At 44.8% G+C, this 24636-nt stretch carries 19 protein-coding genes and 1 pseudogene; 16 read left to right on the forward strand and 4 right to left on the reverse strand.

The window, feature by feature from the left end; genetic code table 11:
* Positions 1-15 precede the first annotated feature (15 nt).
* The 7 genes from ACKWBX_RS06675 (at position 16) to ACKWBX_RS06705 (ending at position 13824) form a co-directional block, all read left to right on the forward strand.
* Positions 16-1215 carry a sulfatase-like hydrolase/transferase gene (locus tag ACKWBX_RS06675; protein ID WP_413967867.1) on the forward strand — a complete coding sequence of 400 codons (1200 nt, stop codon included), beginning with the start codon at positions 16-18 and terminating at the stop codon, positions 1213-1215.
* 25 nt (positions 1216-1240) lie between these two features.
* Positions 1241-2392, forward strand: a complete 1152-nt coding sequence (locus ACKWBX_RS06680; RefSeq protein WP_413967868.1) for a glycoside hydrolase family 88/105 protein — start codon at positions 1241-1243, stop codon at positions 2390-2392.
* A gap of 9 nt (positions 2393-2401) precedes the next feature.
* Entirely contained in the window at positions 2402-4858 is a 2457-nt protein-coding gene (locus tag ACKWBX_RS06685) for a heparinase II/III domain-containing protein (protein WP_413967869.1), read from the forward strand.
* A 70-nt stretch (positions 4859-4928) separates the two neighbouring features.
* On the forward strand, positions 4929-7160 hold the full coding sequence (locus ACKWBX_RS06690) for a hypothetical protein (protein ID WP_413967870.1): 2232 nt from the start codon (positions 4929-4931) through the stop codon (positions 7158-7160).
* Between the two features lie 130 nt (positions 7161-7290).
* Positions 7291-11457 carry a T9SS type A sorting domain-containing protein gene (locus ACKWBX_RS06695; protein ID WP_413967871.1) on the forward strand — a complete coding sequence of 1389 codons (4167 nt, stop codon included), beginning with the start codon at positions 7291-7293 and terminating at the stop codon, positions 11455-11457.
* Positions 11458-11468: 11 nt separating this feature from the next.
* Positions 11469-12188 (forward strand): hypothetical protein, encoded by a 720-nt coding sequence (locus tag ACKWBX_RS06700; protein WP_413967872.1) that lies wholly within the window; start codon positions 11469-11471, stop codon positions 12186-12188.
* Between the two features lie 115 nt (positions 12189-12303).
* Positions 12304-13824 carry a sulfatase family protein gene (locus tag ACKWBX_RS06705; RefSeq protein ID WP_413967873.1) on the forward strand — a complete coding sequence of 507 codons (1521 nt, stop codon included), beginning with the start codon at positions 12304-12306 and terminating at the stop codon, positions 13822-13824.
* A gap of 285 nt (positions 13825-14109) precedes the next feature.
* Here the strand turns inward: ACKWBX_RS06705 and tnpA are convergent.
* From tnpA to ACKWBX_RS06725, 4 genes and pseudogenes are all read right to left on the reverse strand, one after another.
* A pseudogene (gene tnpA, locus ACKWBX_RS06710) lies at positions 14110-14513 on the reverse strand (IS200/IS605 family transposase).
* 222 nt (positions 14514-14735) lie between these two features.
* Positions 14736-15392 (reverse strand): ClpP family protease, encoded by a 657-nt coding sequence (locus ACKWBX_RS06715; protein WP_413967874.1) that lies wholly within the window; start codon positions 15390-15392, stop codon positions 14736-14738.
* On the reverse strand, positions 15389-15661 hold the full coding sequence (locus ACKWBX_RS06720; protein ID WP_413967875.1) for a hypothetical protein: 273 nt from the start codon (positions 15659-15661) through the stop codon (positions 15389-15391). The genes ACKWBX_RS06715 and ACKWBX_RS06720 overlap by 4 nt, the downstream gene beginning before the upstream one ends.
* Positions 15642-16082 carry an RNA polymerase sigma factor gene (locus ACKWBX_RS06725; RefSeq protein WP_413967876.1) on the reverse strand — a complete coding sequence of 147 codons (441 nt, stop codon included), beginning with the start codon at positions 16080-16082 and terminating at the stop codon, positions 15642-15644. Before ACKWBX_RS06725 ends, ACKWBX_RS06720 begins: the two co-directional genes overlap by 20 nt.
* A 941-nt stretch (positions 16083-17023) precedes the next feature.
* Between ACKWBX_RS06725 and ACKWBX_RS06730 the strand changes: the two genes are divergently transcribed.
* The 9 genes from ACKWBX_RS06730 (at position 17024) to ACKWBX_RS06770 (ending at position 24231) form a co-directional block, all read left to right on the forward strand.
* Positions 17024-17383: a single-stranded DNA-binding protein gene (locus ACKWBX_RS06730; RefSeq protein WP_413967877.1), complete on the forward strand. Its 360-nt coding sequence runs from the start codon at positions 17024-17026 to the stop codon at positions 17381-17383.
* A gap of 77 nt (positions 17384-17460) precedes the next feature.
* Positions 17461-17841 carry a DUF6876 family protein gene (locus ACKWBX_RS06735; RefSeq protein ID WP_413967878.1) on the forward strand — a complete coding sequence of 127 codons (381 nt, stop codon included), beginning with the start codon at positions 17461-17463 and terminating at the stop codon, positions 17839-17841.
* Positions 17842-17851: 10 nt separating this feature from the next.
* Entirely contained in the window at positions 17852-17992 is a 141-nt protein-coding gene (locus tag ACKWBX_RS06740; RefSeq protein ID WP_413967879.1) for a hypothetical protein, read from the forward strand.
* A gap of 465 nt (positions 17993-18457) precedes the next feature.
* Positions 18458-18853 (forward strand): BfmA/BtgA family mobilization protein, encoded by a 396-nt coding sequence (locus tag ACKWBX_RS06745; RefSeq protein WP_413967880.1) that lies wholly within the window; start codon positions 18458-18460, stop codon positions 18851-18853.
* Between the two features lie 3 nt (positions 18854-18856).
* Complete coding sequence (gene mobB, locus ACKWBX_RS06750) at positions 18857-19888, forward strand: MobB family relaxase (RefSeq protein WP_413967881.1); 1032 nt, start codon at positions 18857-18859, stop codon at positions 19886-19888.
* 3 nt (positions 19889-19891) lie between these two features.
* Positions 19892-21484, forward strand: a complete 1593-nt coding sequence (locus tag ACKWBX_RS06755) for a type IV secretory system conjugative DNA transfer family protein (RefSeq protein ID WP_413967882.1) — start codon at positions 19892-19894, stop codon at positions 21482-21484.
* A gap of 190 nt (positions 21485-21674) precedes the next feature.
* The gene (locus ACKWBX_RS06760) at positions 21675-22427 is read left to right on the forward strand and encodes a transposase (protein ID WP_413967883.1); all 753 of its coding nucleotides are present in this window, start codon (positions 21675-21677) and stop codon (positions 22425-22427) included.
* Positions 22428-22465: 38 nt separating this feature from the next.
* Positions 22466-23236, forward strand: a complete 771-nt coding sequence (locus ACKWBX_RS06765; RefSeq protein ID WP_413967884.1) for a transposase — start codon at positions 22466-22468, stop codon at positions 23234-23236.
* A gap of 206 nt (positions 23237-23442) precedes the next feature.
* Positions 23443-24231, forward strand: a complete 789-nt coding sequence (locus ACKWBX_RS06770) for a nuclear transport factor 2 family protein (protein WP_413967885.1) — start codon at positions 23443-23445, stop codon at positions 24229-24231.
* Positions 24232-24636: the final 405 nt, after the last annotated feature.

Raw genomic sequence — 24636 nt, forward strand, 5'->3', positions numbered from 1 at the left:
TTGAAAAAGAACAATATGATATCAAATTTAAAATTCATACTGGCGTGCATCTTATTGGTCATCACGACATCCACCTTGGCGCAAAAACCCGAGCGCGTCATCGTGTATATGATCGATGGCCTACATTGGAAAGCTCCTTCCAAACTAAAGATGCCGAATTTTAACCAGTTGAAAAAGCAGGGCACTTTTATCGAACAGAGTTATATGATAACGCCCCATCATCCTACCGTGGGGGATTATGGGAAGATGCACACCTCGTCTTTTCCCAATCCCGTGCTGCAGTCCGGCACCCTGTTTATCGGCAAAGACGACAAATTTCTACAGGAAATGTTCTCGCCAGAACATCCTACGGCTTTTGTGGCGAATACCCCTGCCTATCAATCTGTCAGCAGGGGCTTTACGACCATCGTTTCCGACGGCGGGATGTCCGATACCGAAGTGGTGGAAAAATCCATTTCCATCCTAAAGGATAAAGATCAAAAATACATGCGCATCCATCTTCAATCGGCCGGAAATCAAGGCCGATACCTTTCGTACACCACTCCTGACAAACCCTATTTCCGGAATATCTGGGGAAAGGATTCCCCTTACATCAAGGCTGTGGAAGAGGCCGATCAGCTATTGGGCGAACTAGTGGATTATCTCAAGAAAGCTGGAAAATGGGAATCTACTTTATTGATTGTCAGTTCCGACCAAGGCCAAGCCGAGATCGGATGGCATCCTATGATTACCGAGGATAGTTGGCGTACACCGATGGTTTTTGTCGGCCCAGGAATCGCCAAGGGACGCACCTTACCCTATTTTGAGCATACCGACCTGACCCCGACCATCGCCCACCTGATGCAAGTAGAGACCCCGACCAAAAACGGCGGTACGGGCAAGGCGATCAAGGCCGTTCTCGCCTCGGAAAAAGCATCCGAATTCAAGCATCCCAAATACATTAAAACCATTAATCAACAGATAAACGATTTTAATTCCCTACGTTCAAAAATCATGCTCGCGGCGGAGCAAGATCCGTACTATTCCAGTCTGATCACCTTTCTGGAAAACGAACTGTTGACCCCCAAACCCTTCTACCATCAGGACCGCTTTTTGGAATGGAAGCGCGCGGGTAGCACGGAGCATTTGATCGAGGTCAACGACGGAATTTTAAAGCAGATGCGGGAAGAACTGGAAGGGGCTTCAAAGGAATATGTGGTGCCAGAGCGGAATTAGGGAAACGATTGTAAAACACGAATAAATGAATAAAATAATCATTGTTATAAGCCTATTTCTATTTCAAGGCCTGAACGCTCAAAAAAAGAAGAACAACACTCCCTTTTCCAAAAACGAAGTCCTCGAAATCTGCGACCAGGTGGCGCAATGGGAAATCGACCAGCCTTTTGCACCCTCAAAATGGAACGACGGCAAGCAGAACGACTGGGTGTACGCCACGTTTTGGACGGGATTGAGCAATTTTCACGCCTATCGGAACAATGATGCTTATTTGAAAGCGATGTTCGATATGGGAAGGGCATCCAATTGGGAACCGATGGCGCGGCCCTACGATGCCAACAGCCATCTCATCACCTACACCCATTGCGGACTTTTCGAGATTACCAAGGATTCCAGCATCATCGAAAAATCCGTTTGGATGGCCGACATGCCCCTGCTACGATGGATCGACGAGCCGGATGTTACCTTTGCCGACAATACCTATAAATATGAATGGTGGACTTGGTGCGATGCGCTTTTTATGGCTCCGCCAGCCTACGCCAGATTGGGAAAACTGCTCGACAAGCCCGAATATTTCGATTTTATGAGCGATTCGTGGTGGGCCACCTCGGAGTATCTTTACAATCCCGATGATCGGCTGTTTTATCGCGACGATACCTACTTTGATAAGAAGACCAAAAACGGTAAGCCCGTCTATTGGTCTCGCGGCAACGGATGGGTGTTGGGCGGCCTCTGCCTGGTACTCGATTACCTGCCCAAGGATTACAAGACGCGACCAAAATTTGAAAAACAGTTCAAGGAAATGGCCGAAAAGATCGCCGCTTTACAGACCAAGGAAGGCTATTGGCCTGCCAGTTTGTTGGATGCGAAGGAATATCCGGAAAAAGAGACCAGTGGTACAGCATTTTTCTGCTATGCCCTTGCTTGGGGAGTAAACAATGGGTATTTGGAAAAGGACACCTATCACCCGATTATCGAAAAAAGCTGGAAATCGCTGGTGGAGGCAGTGCATCCGGACGGTAAACTGGGATTTGTACAGCAAATCGGTCATGCGCCAGGTACTGCTACTTTTGAGAATACACAATCCTACGGAACGGGTGCCCTTCTGTTGGCTGGAACAGAGATTTTAAAAATGATGGATGCCGAAAGTACAGCTACAAAATCCAGCAAAAAATAATTTTAAGATATGATTACATTGATACGTTTATTACTTGCCTTCCTGCTTACGTGCTTAGCTACTCTCACGGTTACAGCGCAAGAGCGGAAATCTCAAAAAGACAACCAAGAAACCGCCATCACAGCGGATGCATCGCAGCGAAATACGAGTGAAAAGAACACCTTAGGACAGGATAAGGTCGTAATTCCTGTGCCTCCTAAAACCCGCCCCCGGGTACTGGTCAATCCGAATACCTTGGGGAAAATCCGCAAGCGGTTTGAATCTCGCAGCATGAAATCGGTCAAGGCCAAAATTCTTGAGCAGGCCAAGGCGGTCGATAGCGGTACTCCACCCGAAGGAAAAAAAGTTAGCAAGGAAATCTACCGAGCCATTGAGTCCAATGCAGTATTGTACCTGCTCAAGAACAATAAAAAAGCCGGCGAAAAGGCGGTGCGGATGATTCAGGAGGCCATGCCCGCCCTCAATCCCCAAAACGAAAAAATGGTGGACGACCGCCTGAATCACCGAGTTATTTATACGGCGGCCATGGTCTATGACTGGTGCTACGACCTGATGACCGACGAAGAGCGTGAGTTTCTATACGACCAGACCATCCGTCTGTTGGAAAAATCTGAATACGGCTGGCCGTTGGCTGAGGGGCGTATCACCTATTTGGTCAATCATTTTGGGGAAGAAAAAGTGCCCAGTGCCCTGGCTTTTGGGATGGCAGCCTATGAGCAATACCCATCCGTTTACAACGAGGCCGCCCGCCATCTCTATGAGGGGCTGGTACCTTCCCGTAACGGTTTTTATCCTGCGCATCGGCACCATCAGGGCTCTGCCTACGGTCCCGGTCGCTATGAATGGGAGGTGCTGTCCACTTTTTTGATAACCCAGATGGGCGCGGAAAGGCCTTATATTGATGAACAGGGCAAGGTGCTCTATCATAATATGTACAATCGCCGTCCTGATGATGTCATTTTCGCGCAGGGCGACGATTTTAATCCGAGTTTCATCTATCGTGCCGAGGGAAGTGGCTATTTTGGACTGCACGGTGCCATGGTCGCCGCCAACGAATACCAAGATCCTTATTTACAAGACGAGGTACAGCGCCATTTGGACTTCAAAGAAAAATTCGATCATCTGGATGATGGCGTTCTGTTATTGCTCTATCAAGATGAGATTTTGAAACCCGAATCCGTTGAAAACCTTCCGCTGACCAAGTTCTTTAACGAGCCCATCGCCTCTATGACCGCCCGCACCGCTTGGGACATGAAAAAGGGCATGGGCTCGAATGCCGTCATCGCCACGATGGAAATGAGCAACTATTACTTCGGCAACCACGACCATTTGGATGCCGGGCATTTTAACCTCTATTACAAAGGCCCATTGGCCATCGATTCCGGCGCTTATGCCGAAAGCGAAAAAGGCAAGGGCAAGCACGGCGGCGATTCGGGACATTGGAACAATTATTTCCGCCGTAGCGTGGCCCACAATACGATTTTGGTACAGGATTATGACGAACCTTATCGCCCTATGTCCATCTGGGATGCCCAAAACGAAGGCGGACAGGTCATCAATGCCGGTGGGCCCATCGAGCAGTACAACGGTGGGGCTCCGCTCTCTTTTCAGGAAATGGTGGAGGAAGGCGGGGAGCAAGTGAAATTACTGGGGCGCGGCTTTGGACCGGATTCCATTGCCCCTGATTATTCCTACCTCAAGGGCGATATGGCGAATGCCTACGCGTATAGCTACCTCAAGATGGAGCCAAAGGTCGAGGAAGCCAAGCGTTCTTTTGTGTTTCTAAATCTAAAAAACAAACAAGTGCCCGGTGCGCTTATCGTGTTCGACAAGGTGACCGCCCGAAAGCCGGATTTTAAAAAACGCTGGCTGATGCATTTTGTGGAAAAGCCCGAAGTAGAAGGAGCTGTAACGACGCTCGTCAAAAAACCTGGTCGGCTCGATTACTCCGGAAAACTTGTCAACGAAACGATTCTTCCCCGAAAGGAAAACCTCAACATTGAGGTCATCGGCGGCAAGGGCAAACGTTTCTGGACGGAAAGCGCCGACACCAATTGGGCCTTAGCCAAGGAAGAGGATGTAACCCGTTTCGAGGCGGGCGAATGGCGGATCGAGGTCTCCCCAAAAAAAGAATCCGCCACCGACCATTTTTTCAACGTCATGCAGGTCATGGACAAGGGAACGGAAGCCTTGTCCACCAAAACTGTGGAAACCGAGCAACATATCGGCGTACAGATTTACGATCGGATGGTGCTGTTTGCGAAGGATGGAAATCGGCTCACAGAATCCTTTGACCTTAAAGTGGAGACTTCGGAAAAAGAACTGAAAGTTTTGATTACGGATATAAAGGCAGGAAAATGGAAGATTACGGGGGATGCTATTTCCGAAGCATATACGGTCTCCGAGGAAGCGGGTGTTTTATACGCTGTTCTTCCTGTCGGAAGCTATCGCGTGGTACGGGAATAATTGGATAATTTTTATGGTAAAAGGGTCATGGCTCACCCGCCAGAAGCAATTAAAAGAAAAACTCAAAATAATGATTAGCAAACAAAAGTTCTTGATTTTCAATTTCTTGATATTAATCGGAACGTTTTCGCTTTCCGCCCAGAAACAACATCCCTTTATGTTGGTATCCGAAGCGGACTTCCCGGAGTTGCGCCAAAAATCCAACTCGGAACCCTTCGCCATGCTAAAACAACAAGCTATGGACGGTTGGGACGATAATTTTGAAGGGGAAAATTGGTACAAAATGGCGTTTATCCTGAACCACAACACGCTTCTCTATGCCTTGGACGATTCCAAAAGGAAGCGAAAAGCCTATCGAGGAAAAATATTAGAGACAATTGCCCAATGGGAGCGTTTATACGACAAACTGGGCTATGGCCATGCCAGCACGGTCGACGCTTCCAGTGCATTTTTCAATTCCATATTAGGCTTGGATATGGTGTACAATGACTTATCCACCGAAGAACGCCAAGCTGCGGAAGTCCAACTGGATAAAATCTACCAATGGTTCCTCAAAAACCGCCTGCCCAGCGGCGATCATAACTGGTGGGTGCTGAGCCGACTCGGAATCTTGGCCACCTATAACATTTTTATACAGGATGCCGAACAGGCGGCCCTTTGGTCCGAACGCTACAGGCATCACCTAATGGAAATCAGTATGGCCGATGACGGTTCTTGGGTGCAGAGTACGGGTTACGCCCATGCCCGTATCGCCGGATCGCGGATGGCCAAATCGAACACCATCGATATTATTCAAGCCAACGGACTGCACGATTTTTACGACGACCCCCAAATGGAAAATTTTATGCTCTGGCTCAACAGCTTTGCGTTGACCCCTTTCGAATCCATTCCCCGATTTGGCGAGACAGGCTCTACGGGTCCGCACCCCAATGGCGTGATGGTAAAATACATTGCAAATCGTTATAGTGATAAGGCAGGTGCTTGGGCAGCTTGGAATTTTCAGGATACGGCACTCGAATCGCTGAATTCCATCAACAGTTTTGTGAATTATTGCTTGTTACCGCTAGAACTACCGGAAATGGAAAAGCCCGAATCGCTGTTGATGGAGCATACGGGTGCCACACTTTGGGGCGCAGATATGGGATCCGAAACCCTTCAAGGGATTCTTTATTCGCTGAAGCGGGACAATTGGGAGCCGGGCGGATTCCACCACGCCAGCGAGGATGTCAACAGCATCGGCATTCAAGGCTACGGCGAATACTTGATAGCCAATCCCGGTACGAACTACGAACCATCCTACCCCGGCCAAACCCCTGATGGCGGACGCTGGTACGAGGCCTGGATGCAGAACACCGTACTTATCGGCAACGAGGAACGCCATGCTATCCGCGGGGAGGGCGGGGGGCTCATAGACGGACTTACCAGCGGTGATTTGGAGTTTGGCACCACCGATTCCCGGGGCGCGCTGGGCAACGGGATGCACCATCGTTCCCTCATTATGGTACACGCCCAAGAGAACCGCAACCACGGATATTTTGTTTTGGCGGACGAGGTAACTCCAAAATATGTAACCGATACGGTTAAAATCTTGCTACAGCCCAACACCCAATGGAAATCGGTCAAAGAACTCAAAAAGGATGAAGTCTACACCGCACCCATCAATGGTTTCATACAGGAGGATAGCGACGGTTCCGAAGCGGTTTCCATTTTTTATGCCTTGCCTCCTAAGAAATTAGTGCGTTCCAAAGCTTGGAAAGCGGCCTTCGATTTTGAGGATTTCGAAAACGATCGACTGGTCGCGGAGTACACCACGGACGGATTGGGTGTCGCGCGCGGCCTTACCGTAATTTTTCCTACGGACAAGGCACATGGGCGTCCCGATTTCGAGCGGATTACCGGTGATAACTGCGCCGGCGGAAAGGTGGTGCATGGGGGCGAGCATCACGACCTATTGCTGATGTCCGACGGGGAATATCCGGCATCCTACAAGAACCTCACTTTTAAGGGTAAAACTACAGTGCTGCAATTCGATGGAGAGGCTGTTAAATCGGCATTGCTAATACAGGTTCAGGATTGGAAGCAAGAAGGACAATTTGGTTTCGAGTCCGACCATCCTCTAAGCCTTTACCTCAAAAACGAAGAAGGACTCATAAATGCATCCAAGGATAGTAAGGTCAAATTCATCCTATCGTACGGTCGTTCCCTAAAACTGAACGGGGAATCCCAAAAAAGTCTATCCCAAGAAAACAATATGATTACTGTATCCATCTCCAAGGGAAGGCATCGTATCGAATTGCGATAATACTCCAATAGATCAATTTGCCCCCCATCCCCAAAACAATACCCCCCGAAAGTTGCGCGAATAGCTGGTATTTTTACGAATAGTTCCTTTACTTTTTCTTAAACGTACTTAACCCACAAGAACATTTGATATGAAAAAACTATTACATTTTGCTCTGCTGACCATCTTAATCTTAGGAGTTCAGAACATTCTAATTGCCCAAGAACGGGTCAACTATATCGACGAGCCTTTCGAGACCAATCTCGATGATTGGGAGCAGACCCTGGCTAGTGGCTCTATAGAAATCGTCGATAATATCGATGGGGAGGGGAAAGTCGTAAAGCTCGCATCGGTCAATGCGGAGCAGACTTTTATGACGCTTAACCTTCCCGAAGCAACCCCCGAAGGAGAAGAATATTTCATCGAATACGACTACCGTACCGAAAATACGGACAGGCGTTTTGACAATATGCAGATTAATAATGGTCCCGCCAGATTGCAGACCTCCCTTCGCGCTGATGCCCAATATTGGGTGCACGACAATTCGCTCAACCGCTCGGAGTCTCCGGTAGGCTTTATTCAACCCAACATCTGGTATCACATCAAAGTTCGCGTTAATACGGCGACTAACACCGCGGAACTTTCCATCGATGATGTGGATTATGGGGAATTTACCTCTGATGTTGATTTACAGGGCGTTTCTTCGTTTTTAATCAAGGTACTGCTTGACAACACCTTTTACGTAGACAATTTGGAAATCTACACCTTTGGGGAACCTGTGACTCAAGAAAGAGTAACCTATCTTGACGAACCTTTCGAGACCAATCTTGATGACTGGAATCAAACTTTGGTTAGTGGCTCGATAGAGATCGTTGACAATATAGACGGGGAAGGCCAGGTTGTAAAGCTTACCTCCGTCAATGCGGAGCAGACCTTTATGTCAATCAACCTCTTGCCCGCGACCCCAGCGGACGAAGAATATTTTATAGAATACGACTACCGCACTGAAAATACGGATAGACGTTTCGACAATATGCAGCTCAATAGCGGTCTCGCCCGTTTGCAGACCTCGCTTCGGGCCGATGCACAGTATTGGGTACACGATAACTCGAACAACCGCTCGGAAAGTACGGTCGGGTTCATCCAACCAGATATTTGGTATCATATCAAAGTGCGAGTAGACCCAACGACCGATACCGCCGAACTCAGCATTGATGATGTCGATTATGGAGAGTTCCAATCGGATGTCAATCTGGTCGGATTATCTTCCTTTCAAATCAAGGTGCTGTTAAACAATACTTTTTATGTGGATAATCTGGAAATTTACACATTTGGAGAACCTTTGGCAGAACCAGTAAATATTCCCGAGGTGCCCGGTGCGCATCCAAGAGTTATGGCCAATCCTGATTTTGTGTCCACTTTGCGCATCCGCTTCAACGCACCTTCGATGGCCAACTATAAAACTTTATTGGAAGAACAGGCTGCGGCCACCGATGATGGCACGTTGCCCAATGGAGTCGTTTCTACCGCCAAATACCGGGCTTTTGAATCCTCAGCTTTTCTATATCTAATTAACGGCGATTTGGAAGCGGGCAATAAAGCGAAGACCATGTCCTTGGACAACTTAAGAACCATGGAACAGCTAACGTCTGGAAATCAAGATCGAGCCATTCATAGAGCGATACTCAGTGCTGCTTTCGTGTACGATTGGTGCTATGATTTGTTCACACCCGAAGAACGCACGGCGATGATTACGGATGTTAAACGCTTGGCGGCGACCACGGAATACGGATTTCCGCTTACCGATCCTGATTATTTGACAGACCATTTTGGTGAAGAGAAAATACCTGATTTATTGGCCTTCGGAATCGCCTGTTATGATGAGGATACCAAAATTTATGACGACGTGGCTACTCAGATGTATGAGGGACTAGTGCCTTCGCGTAATTTCTTCTACCCTTCGAACAAACATCATCAGGGCAGTTCGTATACTTCGACCCGTTACGATAGTGAGATATTATCTACAGTCTTGATGACCCGTATGGGCGTGGAAAGGCCTTATATTGATGAGCAGGGACAGATTCCCTACAGTTTGATGTATACTAGACGGCCCGATGGGAATTTGATGACCGAGGGCGACGATTTCAATCCCGACCTACCAGATCCCGATCATTTTGGTATTCTCGGCGTTTTTATGGCCGCAGGAGAATTTCAGGATGCTTTTGTACAAGGTGAGGCATTACGTTATGAAGATTTTATCGAGCAGTTCACCTCGTTGCGAGATGCTACTTTGATTATGTTAATCAAGGATGAGACGCTACAGCCGCAGTCAATTTCCACCCTGCCGCTATCTCGCTATTTTGGTTCACCTATTGGTACCATGGTGGCCCGCACAGGATGGGATCTTGACGGAGGTGCGGAAAGCAACATCGCCATCGCGACCATGAATCTGAAAGAATATTCCTTTGGCAACCATGCCCATCAAGACGCAGGTCATTTTTCATTGTATTATAAAGGTAACCTCGCTTTTGATTCTGGAGCTTTATCGAATGCGACCACAGGATCTAAATTTGGTGGGCGAAGCGACCATTGGTTTTATTATTATCAACAATCCATTGCCCATAACACTCTAGCCGTAACCGATCCGGAAGAACCACCTTTAACGAACAGTAACTTTCCGGGTGTTGAACAGAATGAGGGAGGACAACCTTGGCGTCCTGCAGTAAAAAGTTTTGAGGATGTGTTGGCTGAAGGCAGACAAGCCGAAATACTGGCCAATGGTTTTGGACCAGATGCCGATACTCCAGACTATACCTATCTGAAAGGGGATATTGCACCCTCTTACGCCTATACGGGTCGTACCCCGAAAGTTTCCGAGGCCAAGCGTTCATTTGTTTTTCTGAATCTTTTTGACGATTCCCATCCTGCGGCCTTGATCGTATACGACAAGGTAACCGCGGCGAATGCAGATTTTAAAAAACGGTGGATCATACATACCGAAGAAGAGCCGCAGATTAATGGCAATATCATGACTGCCCTAAATACAGCCGAGGGTAATAACGGGAAACTTGTCAACCATGCTCTGTTACCGGTAGCGGACAACTCCTCGACCGCAGTAATCGGAGGACCAGGCAATGAATTCTATACGGCCAGTACCGATACAAATTTTGCACTACAGTCCGACGGGGAAATTGCCGTGCACAAGGCAGGACGATGGCGAATGGAGCTTTCTCCAAATGCAGCTTCCGCGACCGACCGTTTCCTGAACGTAATGCAAGTAATGGATGCCGGGGGCGAAAATTTAGAAGTTTCCCAAGTGAGTTCCGATAAAATGGTAGGCGCAAGAATTGCCAATCGCGTGGTCATGTTCAGCAAAAGCGGCAATGCAGAGAGTTCACAGCGGGTCATTCTACTTCCGAAAAATTCCGACGAGCTTAAATTTTTGGTCACCGATCTTGAGCCTGGAAGCTACGATGTCTTTGGAGAAGAGAATCTTACCGGACTGGTTGCATCCGAAGAAGAAGGAACGATATATTTTACAGGACCTTCTGGTAACTATACTATTGTCCCTAGCGGGGAAGCCCCAGAAGAAATACCAATTTCGCCCACCAACTTCCAAGTCAGAACAACGGATGCCACTTGTGTTGGTTCGAAAAATGGAACTATAGAACTGAATGTTGTTGATGAAAGCTACACCTATGTTGCCACCGTTACGGGTCGTGAACCAGTGACCATCGACCCGACCGAATCAAAAATGGTGACCTTAAGCGATTTTAGCGGCGGAGAATACGAGGTATGTTTTACTATCGAGGGCCGGGATGACTTCGAGCAGTGTTTTGAAGTGACAATCGCTGCGCCGCAGACCCTTTCAGCAAAAGCTAAAGTGGATCATAAGAAACGTGCACTCAACTTAAAGTTAAAGGGAGCGGATTTCTACAACATTACTATCAACGGCGAAACCACCGTTTTTGGCGGTGATGAATATACAGTTCCTCTTCAAACGGGTTCTAATCTAATTGAAGTAAGTACGGATTTAGAATGTCAAGGTATTTTTAAAAAGGCGGTTTTTATTGCCAATGGCGTTATGTTCAATCCCAATCCGACTTCAGGTCCACTTGAAGCGTTTATTGAGGGGGAAGATTCCAAAATCAATCTTAAGATATTTTCTCAAGGAGGACAGGCCTTGTTAAAGGACAAGTACGACGTGCCTCCATCCCGAAAGATTACGCTTGATATCGGTTTTCTGCCCCAAGGGATTTATTTTATCGAGGTAAAAGGAAAATCCCTCAAACAGACTGTAAAAATTTTTAAACAATAAAAACTTGTTTTATGAAAAGAACCTTAATTATGTGGTTCACGGCAATGGTATTGACATTTGTTTTTTCCTCCTGTAAAGGCGACGATAGCGTAGATACCGAACCTGTAGCTACTATGCCACCCGCCGATGTTACCCTAGTCACTCCAGCAGATAATGAACCCTGTGAAGAAGGTGAAAGCGTCAGCGAAACAGAGCGGGCGGTGACCTTTGAATGGAATGCTGCGGAGAACACGGCTTCGTACGATTTTCAAATCACCAATTTAGAAACTCGACAAACGAATACGCAAAGAGATATTGAAGAAACGAGTACCACCGCCGTATTAGTGGAAGGTGCACCTTACGCTTGGAAAGTCGTTTCAAAATCTGACCAAACCGGGCGACAAGGTACGAGTCCGGAATGGCGCTTATACCTTGCCGGAGAGGGCATCGCAAATTACGCACCTTTTGCAGCGGATTTATTCGCACCGTTAGACGGTGCTACTTTTAGTACTACCACTGAAGAAGTTACTTTGGAGTGGCTTGGTGTTGATGTAGATGATGATGCTTTGACCTATACCGTATATTATGATACTATTGATGGCAAACAGGAGCCAATAGAAGCTTTAACCGACCTGTCTGCGCAATCAGTGAAGGTCGCTGTTGAAGCGGGAACTACGTATTTTTGGCGCGTTAAAACATCAGATGGGTCTCATAGTAGCTTTTCGCAGATAGTTGAATTTAGCACAGAATAATTGATAATTTTACAGTCCTAATTTAATTTTGTTCTATTTTCTGTTGATCTAAAAACGGCAAAATTGTCTCAGCCATTATGCATTGTTTATCCACGACCATTCAAGAAAAATTCAAATGACTAGACATTTTCTAAGGGCCTTGTTTTTGTTGCTCATTTTAGCTTCATCCTGCAAGCAGGAAAAAACAAACGAACAAATTGACAAACGCCCTAATATTCTTTTTTGCATTTCTGACGACCAAAGTTGGTTACACACCTCTTTTGCAGGTGCTAAAGAATTGAAAACTCCAGCTTTTGATGAAATCGCTCGAAAAGGCATCTATTTTGAAAATGCATATTGTGCAGCCTCCTCATGCGCCCCCTCTAGAGCTGCCGTGCTCACTGGGCAGGAAATTTGGCGCTTAGATGAAGGGGGATTACTTTTTGGTGCTCTACCCAAAAAACATCAAGTATTTACGCAATTGCTACGCAATAACGGATATACTACAGCATGGACCGGAAAGGGATATGCACCTGCAAAACTAGAAGGAGAAAACTATTGGAATCGGCCCATAGGTGAAAAGTTTGAAGCGCATAAGGGCAATTATTCTGAACATTATATGGCTAGCGATTATGCGGCTAACTTTGAACAATTTATGGAAGAGCGCGATACGCTACAACCCTTTTTCTTTTGGTATGGCGGCCACGAGCCTCATCGTATTTATGACACTGGTATTGGGCAAAGATCGGGCAAGAATCTGAAAAATATTGAAGTTCCTTCTTTTTTGCCAGACGAAGAAATTGTTCGAAGCGACATCGCAGATTACTATTATGAAATTGAATGGTTCGACCGTCATTTAGCGCAAATGCTTCATACATTAGAAGAAAAGGGAGAATTGGAAAATACCATTATAGTAGTAACATCTGACAATGGCATGCCCTTTCCTAGAGCGAAAACCACCAGCTATGAATACGGTACGCACATGCCGTTGGCCATCTGTTGGGGTGATAAGATTAAGGGTGCTAGAAGTGTGAAAGATTTTATAAGTTTTACCGATTTTGGTCCTACATTTCTAGAAGCTGCTGGGATTACGATTCCGGTGGAAATGACCGGAAGAAGTTTTCTAGAAGTTCTTAAAACTGAAAAGCAAGGGATGGTAAATATAGACCGAGACGAGGTGTATACCGCACTCGAAAGACACACCTATTGCCGACCTGATGGTATGCCCTATCCCATACGCACTTTGCGAAAAGGAGATTATCTCTACCTCCATAATTTTGAACCCAGCCGCTGGCCCGCTGGCGATGCAGATTTTTATTCGCCGCACCAAGGTTATTACGGCGATATTGATACAGGTCCTACTCGTGAGTTTATGATTGAAAATACGAATGCCGACGAGGTTGAGGCAATTTTTGAAGCTTCCTTTGGCAAAAGACCACAAGAAGAGCTCTACAATGTGATTGAAGATCCAGAGAATATGAACAATCTTGCTGAGAAAACAGAATACCAAGAACTAAAAAGTGAGATGAAGGAAAAACTTTTCTCCTATTTGAAAAAAACTGGCGATCCTAGAATGTTGGGCAAGTCTCCATGGGATGATATGCCTTATTTCTTTGAGGGCTATGAGAAAAGACATCTAACCCAAAATATGCAATAGAAAATTTATTACGTATCAAAATTTCTGCAAAATCAAACGCTACGCTTTTTAACTTTGCGATTGAGGAAAAAGCATATGAGATCATCCCGAAAATCAGGGATTTATGAAAAATATAGATATCAAGTAAACCTTAAATGACTGTTTGATTTTTATACAAAAGCTGCTCGAATACGCAAGAACATTCTTAAATTACAGATAGAGATAATATCTACAAGTACCATAAACTAAACCAATATGGACTGGAAGCTCATAGGTTTCTTAAAAATAGGTATAAGAACGAAATTCTTATTCAAGTATGATATTGTCGTTGTCCATGTTGGACAGATTGCGACAATACTCGAGATATTCCTCCACCTTATTGTCCGTGATACAGCCCGTGCTCCATACACCGTACCCGAACGCCCAGAAGCCTGCCCCAGTATTTTCTTGCCAAAGGCCTTGAATTCCTCTTAGAGGCGTCGCAAGGTCCTTTCTTTGAATCGCTTTACAAGGTCGCTTACCTTTTGCGAGGGACGATACTCCATATCTATATGCACGTGGTCCTTGCTTATGACTTCCTTAAGGATGCGGATATCCTCTGAGTCGCAAATCTGCTTAACAAGATTCCGACACCTTACCTGGATATCTCCCTTGAGAACATGGAACATGTATTTGGTGACCCAGACTATATGGGCCGTCAACCAGTTCAGGACGAATCTTGGGCTATAACGCTTTCAATTGGGTGCTCCACAATACCTTGAAAAAGACATTTTCGCAACAGGAGAAGTTCGATAGACTGTTGTTCGAAGAAATATATGCAATGGTCTAATCGGCCAAATGGTTTATCCAGTACCTTAAACTGGAGTTTTAATTATACTCGCTTTAGGAACAATCGTTATCATCATATTTGTCCGTCTCTGTAGGCACCTGTTTTATATATTGCTATTCTCCTTAAGAAAGCTCACTTTAAAATCTTCACGGTCCAAAGCAATTAGATTACTTGTATCCCCCAATATTTCATCAACAATTCCATAATCCTTAGCTTCAATAGCATTTAGATATCTGTCGCGTAAGAAAAATGCCTCGATTTCTTCCCAGTTTTTTTTGGAATTTTTTCCCATGATATGAAAGATTTGCGTTTGTAGCCGCTCCTGTTCCCTAATTGCTATGCGTACGTCCTCCGTATACCCTCTTGATCCACCTCCCGTAGGATGCATATGAATAGTTGAATGGGGCAGTGCGTATCTGTTCCCTTTCGAGCCGGAATTTAACAAGAAGGTACCCATACTTCCGGTAAAGCCAATTGAATATGTGGATACCGGTGCAGTCACCATTTTCATTGTATCATATATTGCTAGACCCGAATATACTTCTCCTCCCGGACTCTGGATATAAAGATTTATTGGACGTTTGCCATCTACGCTATTGAGATAAAGAAGTTGCGCGATAACCACCCCCGCCAGTTTTGAATCTATAGGTCCATTTAGAAAAATGATGCGTTCTTTTAGAAGAAGGCTGTAAATATCGAAAGCACGTTCACCAGGGCCTGTATTATCAATCACCATTGGTATTAAATTGGATTGAATCATATGAGGTTGAATATCTTGTGAATTTTGAGTTTAAATCCAGTTTTTTCAGGATCGCTGAATATAGTTTTGTGCAATGTTTCCAATTCTTCCTTTAGCTTTTTGCGATGATAGAATTTAACCATTTCAAAAACCTTTTTTTGAGAATGGTACTGCTCAAAAAGAGTGGGGCTTACAATGAGTTTTACTTCAAACAATACTTTATCAGAAGGTTTTAAGGAGCCTTCAATATATTTCTCAATTAATTTTGTGTTATTTCTTAAAGTCATCATACGAAAGTGTTTTTTCTTTAACGAAGTTTCTCATCTTTTCAAGGCACTTATATTTTTGTACACTCGCAGCGTGTTTGTTTGGATATCCTAAAACTGTAACCAACTCCTCCAATAAAGTTTTTTTAAAATAAAAAGTCCTTAGTAACTCCATACATTTTTTCCCCGTCTGGTTCAGCAAACTAAAGAGGTTTTTATCTGGTACGTCCAAATTGTAATCCTCAGGAATTGAAATCTGATTTTCAATATGGCTTAAGGAAATGTGGTTGCGTTGGCGATTGTATTTTCTGATCCACATATGCTTGGCTATCCCTAAAATATAAGCTACTTCAGAGGTGTGGATTTTATTTTTCGTTCTAAGTTCATAGTAAACAATTATCGCATCATGAAAAATATCTTTTGCATCGTCTAAAGTGCCACCCATTTTTTTACAAATCTGGCAACTTTTGGAAAAGCCGCTTCATAGGTTTCTTTGATATTTTTAGCTTTCCCACGTTTAACTCTAGGTTTTTCTTTTAGTTCCATTTATTCTGGGTATCTATCATTTTAGTGCAGTAATTAATGAAAATATCACCAAAAAGCGAGATTTTTTATTCCTTTTCTTAATACCAATATAAATGATTGAGTAGACGAGACAATATAAGTTCAGCTCTATACAGCCCATTCCGCTGCATTCCGCAGAAAAGCTCTATTCCGAGAAAAACGCTTCAATACAAAGGTCTTGGACACAACTTCAAAGATTCCGATTTAAACCCTACTTAAAGAGGAAAATCCGTTTATTAAACCGTTCAGCACTTTACCACTACATTTCGCGAAAAGCTACATTCCGGGCAAAGAGCTTCTCTACAAAGTCTTGAACCTAACCCCGAAATTTGGATCTCCATTCCGCTATTCCCGCTGAAATACGCGGGACGCTACATTCCCAATCGAAATTTCGGGATCAAGTCCGCTTGAACTGAATTTAAGTTTTAGTGTTTAGTTCCGCTTTCGATGATTCGGTACTTCACAAAAACCATTTAGACCTACTTCCCGAGCCGCCGCCCATCCCTTTTTTTGACAGCAAAACAACAACATCCGTTCTTGGACGACGGCATAAACCGCTCCCGCTGCGCTCCACTTTTTATACGTCTTACCAAGCCCGGATATTGTATCGCACCAAGCAACAAAAAAAGGTAACAGCGGACGGCTCTATGGGAAGTAAATCTAAAACGAATCTTATGAAATCTTACGGAATCATCAACAGGAAAGCGGAACTAAAGTTAAAAAAACAAAAAAAGGAAAACGCTCTGGATATAATAAGTAAATCAATTTTAAAAGGGTTGAAGGGTTCAGCCCATATATTAATTAATCTCTAAATATTTAATCATGAGTACAATTAGAAATCACGTACAGTTGATCGGGAACATCGGGCAAGACCCGACCATCACGAACCTTGACAGCGGTAAGAAAGTAGCCCGCTTTTCAATGGCGACCAACGAGTATTACAAGGATGCGAAAGGCGAAAAGCAAACGGACACCAACTGGCACACCGTAGTAGCTTGGGGCAAGACCGCCGAAATTGTCGAGAACTATTGTCATAAGGGCAAAGAAGTCGGTGTAACGGGGAAATTGAAAACACGTTCCTACACGACCGACGACGGAAACCAACGGTATGTAACCGAAGTAGAAGCCAACGAAATCCTGTTGTTGGGTGCTAAGAACGGAAATACATCCGAGGGTAAGTAACCTTAAAAACAAAGAGGGCGTTCCAGTCAGAAAGTAACGCCCTCTTTTCATTATTCACTAGGTAAAAATAGAAAACAATGAACGCTAAAGTTAACGAAATAAAAGAGGGATTAAAAGGATTTGGCGGAACCAATTTCTTTTATCAAATCCCCTTGATACGAACACGATTTACGGACGGACTGAAATATCTGGCCGATGTTGCCGAATGTTTTTGGTTGATAACGGACACCTCCGTAATCGCCAAAAGCCTGATGAACCGTAGCAGTTTCATTACAATCGACTTCAAAAGATTTTCCGAGGAGAAACAGGATTTTTTGGGCTACGAGGTGGAAATCGTTTATAGTGATGGGGACGGGAATGTATTCGAGAAGCATAGATACAACGATACCGATTTTCCGTTGGAAGAACTACGATTGTTCTTTACGGACGATACGCTGATGTTACCGAGCGAATACTAAATCCCGGGCCATGATATACATAAAATTTCAGGATCTGTGTTTGGAAAAGCAAGAGGAACTTTTACAATGTTCCAGGGAACACGTTGTACATCTTTTTGGGGATTCCATTAAAAGTACATTGACGAAACGGGTGCGGATTACGAACGTCTGATAGACGAGGCATGTCCTGAGCGAAGTCGAAGGGAAACAATTAAAAATCTGTATACCTACGACTACGCATTTAATATCTAAGAGCTCCAATTAGTTTCATAGTGAACAGGCCTTTGGGTTTCCAAGGGTCTTTTTTTCTTTCCATTATTCGCATCGATTTTGCCATTTCCTTAAAGATAATGCTGCGTTCCGAGATTTTAAATCTTAAAAAATCCAACTCTTTTGAGAACCTAGAAATTAGCCATTAAATTCCTGTTTAATGGTTCGAAAATTTCTGCGCGCGCGCAGAAAAAGGAGAAGCAAGAGGGTAACGGGCGGAGCCCCGTTACAGGTTTAATTTAATTTTCAATTACTTGAAAATCAGTTGTTTAAAATGGATTAAATCGAGATTTATTTGCCGAGGCAGGTAATTTTTTACTAAAAAACACCGTCGGCCCCGATAAAACGGCAACTTTTTTACTAAAAAATGGATGAGGATCTAAGAAAGGAGAAGTTCGAGACTTTTAAAATAAAGGCTTCCGTTGCTAAAAAATTCAGACGGTATTGCAGGGCGATTTCCCGATCGCAGTCGATGACTTTGCTCTTGATGATAGAGTTCTTCGAACACAACAGGATTTCCCCGATGGAATCGATGGGACCCAATATGGAAACGCTAAAGAGCCTCATCAAAAAACGGAACAATGCGGTCATCGCCATTATGAAAAGCATCGAAAAGGACCAGACCAAACCGGCCATTGCCATATTACAGTCGCTTTTGGAAGGAGGCGAACCCAAAAAGAAACCGCTCATTCTGGAGAAAAGGCAAATTATAGAGCAACGGGAAGTCCGTTTTCGGGAAAAGAAAAATAGGTTAAAACAATAGCACATGTATATCACGATTACACCGCAGAACCTCGGCAAGAACTTTTCGAAGAGTTCCGCCGGCTATGTAGAATATCTGGAAAAGGAAAACCAAGGGTTGGAGCAGGAGGATATGGAACACTTTTTCAACCAACATGGGTACGAAATTTCGGCGGAAGAGGTAGTCAGGGAAATCGATGGCAATACGGCCAAATTGGAAAAACATGAACCTCGGTTCTATTCCATAACCGTAAACCCTTCCCCACGGGAACTGAAACGGTTGGAGAACGGCAGCGAGGACCTGAAACGCTACACCCGTGAACTGATGAAGGAATACGTCAAATGTTTTAATCGGGAAATCAACGGTAGGCCCATAACGGTGGACGATATAAAATACTTCGCCAAAATCGAGCACCAACGCACTTTTAAGGGCACCGACATACAGGTACGGGAGAACCAGCCCTATGCCACTAAAATCCTGAAGCTAAAACAAGAGGTTCGGAAAATACAGCGGGGCGAGGCAAAAGGGAATATCGAAAGGCTCAAACTTAAAATCGGGAAACTGGAAAAGCAGGCCCCGTACCAACAGAACGGCAAACGGATCGTTCAGGGGATGCAAAAGGCCGGAAATCAGGGCCATATCCATATCATCGTCAGCCGGAAGGATGCCTCGAACCGATACAGCCTATCCCCTGGAAGCAAGCACAAGGCCTCCGAAGTCGTATTGAACGGAGAAAAAGTAAAGCGGGGCTTTGATAGGGACGCATTTTTCGAACGTGCCGAAAAGGCCTTTGACAGGACTTTCAAATACGAACGGAATTACGTGGAGACCTATCTATCACGGAAGCAATTCATCAAAGACCCCAAACTGTATTTCAATATCGTTACCGGACTGCCAACGAACCAACGTGCAATGGCCTTCAAGATACTACGGGAGTCCAAGATGCCGATGTTTCCGCAGATACCTACCAATAAGGTCCAATTGGCCCTAAAGACGATCAAACAATTGAAGCGTGGCGTGGATGTTGCCATCAAATCAAGTTCAATAGGGATTTAGGGCATGGAAAGTTTTGAACTCATATTCATTGTAGCACTGCACCTTGGAATGGGGCTGGCTTTTTTTGCAAGCTATAAACTAACCCGATATGCCTTTATCATCAATACAATTTTATTGACGGCTTGCGTGGGGATGTTGTATTATTTGGCTCCGACTATTATCGGTTTGGCCAAGACCATACTTATAATCGGTTGTCCGTTATTGTTGTCCAACACCGTTTTCTATGTGTTCCTTCACAACGCAGACGATGAAGGGGCAATCGAAGAAAAATACCGTGTACGTTTCAGGTTAAAAGGGGGGAAGCTAGAGATTGCCAACATCAAACGCGGGGTTTCCATCATTGGTTCGGCGGGAAGTGGAAAGACCGAAAGTGTGGTGTATCCTTTTCTGCAACATTTTTTCAAGCACCGGTTCTGTGGGGTCATCCACGACCATAAAAACTTTGAGATAACAGAAATGGCCCATCCGCTCTATGAAAAAAGCGATGTGGATTTTTATATCGTTGCCATTGACCGGATTTTTCATCGGTGCAATCCTATTGCGCCACGCTATATGCAGAACGAGGAAAGCGTGAACGAGGTGGCAAGAGTGCTCATTGAAAATCTTTTGGAACAAAAGGAGACGGGAGCTTCCGGAAGCTCAAAATTCTTTAATGATGCCGCGGAAGGTCTGATAGGCGGACTGATATGGAAACTAAAGACCGCCTATCCCGAATACTGCACACTGCCCCATCTTATCGCCATTTATCAACTTTTGGATACGGACAGCCTGATTTCCTTTTTGGAGACCAATACGATTTCAAGGGCAATGGCCGACGCCTTTATCAGTGGCAAGGATTCCGATCGGCAAACTGCAGGGGTCAAAAGTACCTTGGCCAATGCCCTTAAAAAAATAAGCTCACAACGGATATTTATGGCCCTCTCCGCGGATGAAGTGCCTTTGGATATCAATACCCAAGAAAAGCCAACGGTCATCTCGGTGGTCAACAACCCCAAATACGAAACGGCCTATTCGCCCGTAATCGCTGCCGTGATCCATACCGTTACCAAACAGATGAGCGTGCGCAATGCAAATCCTTCCTTCCTCCTGATGGAAGAGGCCCCGACCATACGCCTCTTGAATATGCACCGTATTCCGGCAACGCTAAGGAGTTATGATATCGCTACCATCTATGTGATGCAGGACAAGATCCAGAACGATATCCTTTATGGGGATAAAACGAGCAAGGCCATTTTGAGCAACCTTTCCTATCAGTTTTTCGGGAAGGTCAACGACCCTGATACAGCAAGATATTACGAACGTTTTTTCGAAATAGTCAAGGACGAGACCAAAACGGTAATGCGAGGTGCCGGACTTGATTTTGACACAAAGATATCGACAGGGGAGCGCGAAGTTTCAAAAGTGAGGGCCAATGTCTTCTTCCGGTTAAAACAGGGCGAGTTTGTTACCTATGCGGATGGGGTGGATAAAAAAGTGCATTTCAAACTATCAAACATCCAACGAGGACTACCATCAAATGCTGAACGGTTTTCGGATGCTGATATGGAAGAGAACCTAGATAGGATTTATGATGAGGTAATGGAGATATTTAAATGAAAAAGAAGTAGAAAAGCAGTCCCATAAAAGGTGAATATACAGGACAAAAAAGAGACCGCGATTGAGACACTCGGGGAATAATTCTTTTGAATTAATAAAGTAGTCCTATAAATGGGCCGTGGCTGTTGCACAACTCTGATCTGCGTCAATTCATGCTTTCATAAGCGTTCGAAAATGGGTAACTTATGGTATGCAAGGCAGAAAAAACTATACCGAAAAACTGTTCCTCAGCTTCAGGCTGTCGGACCGTGTTCCCAAGGACAACCTTTATGGGAAGCTCCGCGAAACGCTCGACCTGAGTTTTATCTATAAGGATACAAAGGAACTATATGGAAATACCGGTAACCCCTCAATCGACCCCGTGGTTTTTTTCAAGCTGTTGATTACGGGATACCTTGAGAATATCACCTCCGACCGCAAACTGGTGGAACACTGCAGCATGCGGATGGACGTGCTCTACTCCCTGGGCTATGACCTTGACGAAGAGCTGCCATGGCATTCAACGATCAGCAGGACGAGGCAGCTTTACCCGGAATCCCTTTTCGAGAAACTGTTCAACAAGGTATTCGCCCTGTGCGTCGACAGCGGGATGGTGTCCGGCCACACCCAAGCGGTGGATTCGGCCCCGATAAAGGCGAACGCGTCCATGGAAAGCGTGGTGCCGAAAATGCCCGCCACTCCTATAGACAGCCATTTGAAGAAAGTGTCGGAAGAGAACGGGGCAAACGGGCAAAAACAAGCGAAGACCGTTTCCCCTGCACATATTACCGCTCCCGAACACGAGCTGAAGCGCGTGGAAAAACACCACCGAAATCTTCGGGAGGGTCCGGTACGACTGGTCGGCGGATTCCATAAAAAGGCACGCCTGCTGAGCAACAAGACACACTACAACCCCCACGACCCGGACTTGCCTGCCGGCAAGCATGTGCCCACATATCGGTAAAACCGGGCAAGGCCAAAAAGTTGAACTACCGTTGCAGCATGGCAGTGGATACGGCGGAAAGGGTCATCTCGCACATCCAGGCGGACTTTGCCGACGGCAGGGACAGCCAATACCTGAAGGGTATCGGCCTTCGGGTTCAGGACCGTCTGGGGAAGAACGAGCTTACGATGACGGACCTGTTGGCGGACACAGGGTATTCCAACGGCTCCAACTACGACTTTCTCGAACAATGGAAGGTCACCGGATGGATACCCGTCTTCGGGAAATACAAACCTGAGATAGAAGGTTTTCCATACAACAAGGAAAGGGACGAGTACAGTTGCCCGATGGACAGACCGCTGCCCTTCAAGGGGTTCAGTACCAACAAGGACGGCACCGTACTGAAAAACTACTGGGCGGCACCGAGGGACTGCAAGGCCTGCCCCATGAAACTCCGATGTGCGCCAAAAAAGAAATGCAAAAGTATCACCAGAACGATATACGACGAACCGTACCTGAAGGCCTACGCCCGACAGCACAGCGAAAGGGGCTGGCAAATGAAAAGACTCAGGCAAAGTACGGTGGAACCCGTGTTCGGCAGCCTGACCCAGTTCTACGGCCTGAGAAAAATAGGCGTACTTGGCAAGGCCGGGGCGCACAAGGTCATGCTCATGGCCGCCATTGCCTTCAACCTGAAAAAGTACCTCAAGAAAGGGGGAAGGAAACCCTCCATTGGTATTTTAAGGACCATTATCGATGTACTTCAAGGCTACCTGACCGCTTTTTATCGGCAAATCCAACCCAGAGCGGTTCTCATAAAGACTATGTAAAAACAGTCTACTCGGCTCAATATCTTGTTCAAAGACCACTTCTGCAACGGCCACGGCCGTTTTACGGAACATATTTTCATAATTCATTTAACATTCCCTTCAAAGTGTAACACTTTCTATTTCAACTCATCTTTTAAATAGCCTTAAGTTCTATTTGAACACTCTTAGAATACGGGTAATTTTATCATTCATCAAAATCAGAAGTCATGAGAACCAAATCGAAATTTAATTTCTATGTTCTATTATGCTTTGCATTTTTATCTATTTATCATATCAGAGCACAAACGGATACCGATAAAATGAAACAAACCGTATTAGAGGCTGATGCCAATTTTTGGACAGCCTATAACAATTGTAATTTTGAAGGATTCCAAAGTTATTTGACAGAGGATTTAGAATTTTATCATGATAAGGGAGGGCTTACCTCCGGATTGAATACATTCTTAAAACAAGTAGGGAATGGCCTTTGTTCAAATAAAAACGGCAGATTACGGCGGGAAGCGGTGGAGGGATCCGTCCAAATCTTTCCATTGAAAAATTACGGTACCGTTATGACAGGGGAGCACGTTTTCTATCTAACGGAAGACAACAGTGCAAAAGAAAGACTTATCGAAAAGGCAAAATTCACTCATGTATGGCAACTACTTAAAACTGGTAAATATAAAATGGCCAGGGTCATTAGCTATGATCATCAAGCCATCTCGCTAAACGATTTCAAGATGGAGGTGGTTGTTTCCCGAAAAACTCTGGAAGGATATGTCGGGAATTATTTGGCTCCAAAAACAGGTATGGTAAACATTTCGATTTCAAAAGAAAACTTCCTGAACCTGGATGCCGGTCCACTTAAGGCAAAGTTGCATCCAGAATCCAATAGTGTTTTCTTTATCAAAGAAGCCCCAATTTCATTGGAATTTATCACGGACAACAAAGGTTACACTAACCAATTCATCGTTAGGGAAAATGGCCAGGTAGTGGAGAAAGCTATTAGGCAGTAAGAATAAATGCCATTATGGCCATAGCGGTTCCGTAAAAAGAACCTTTTAGGGACTTTCGCTTTTTCTCTAATAAATTTTTTATCTGGCGGTTCTTAAAACCCTTTGGCATTTTATACATAAAATAATTTTTGATATGCCTTAGCATTGGGAATCTTGGTTGGATTTCGTTATTTCGCTCATAGCTTTTTGGTTTTAGGGGTTTATAATAAACGTTCCTTGGCAACCTTAAAATTATAGGTAACCTCTATCTCACCTATTAGTTTGTGATTCATTTCTAACTGGTAAAACGTGCTTTCGTCAAAATTTGGAGAATCCATCCGCTCTTTTACCTTGAGTATTTTATCAATAGTCGCTCTTTTTGAGATGTAGTCTCAAAGTTCAATATCCGTTATTCCATAATCGATG

Origin of the sequence: Maribacter algae, from assembly GCF_047345745.1 — a bacterium.
In the GTDB taxonomy this organism is placed as follows: domain Bacteria; phylum Bacteroidota; class Bacteroidia; order Flavobacteriales; family Flavobacteriaceae; genus Maribacter.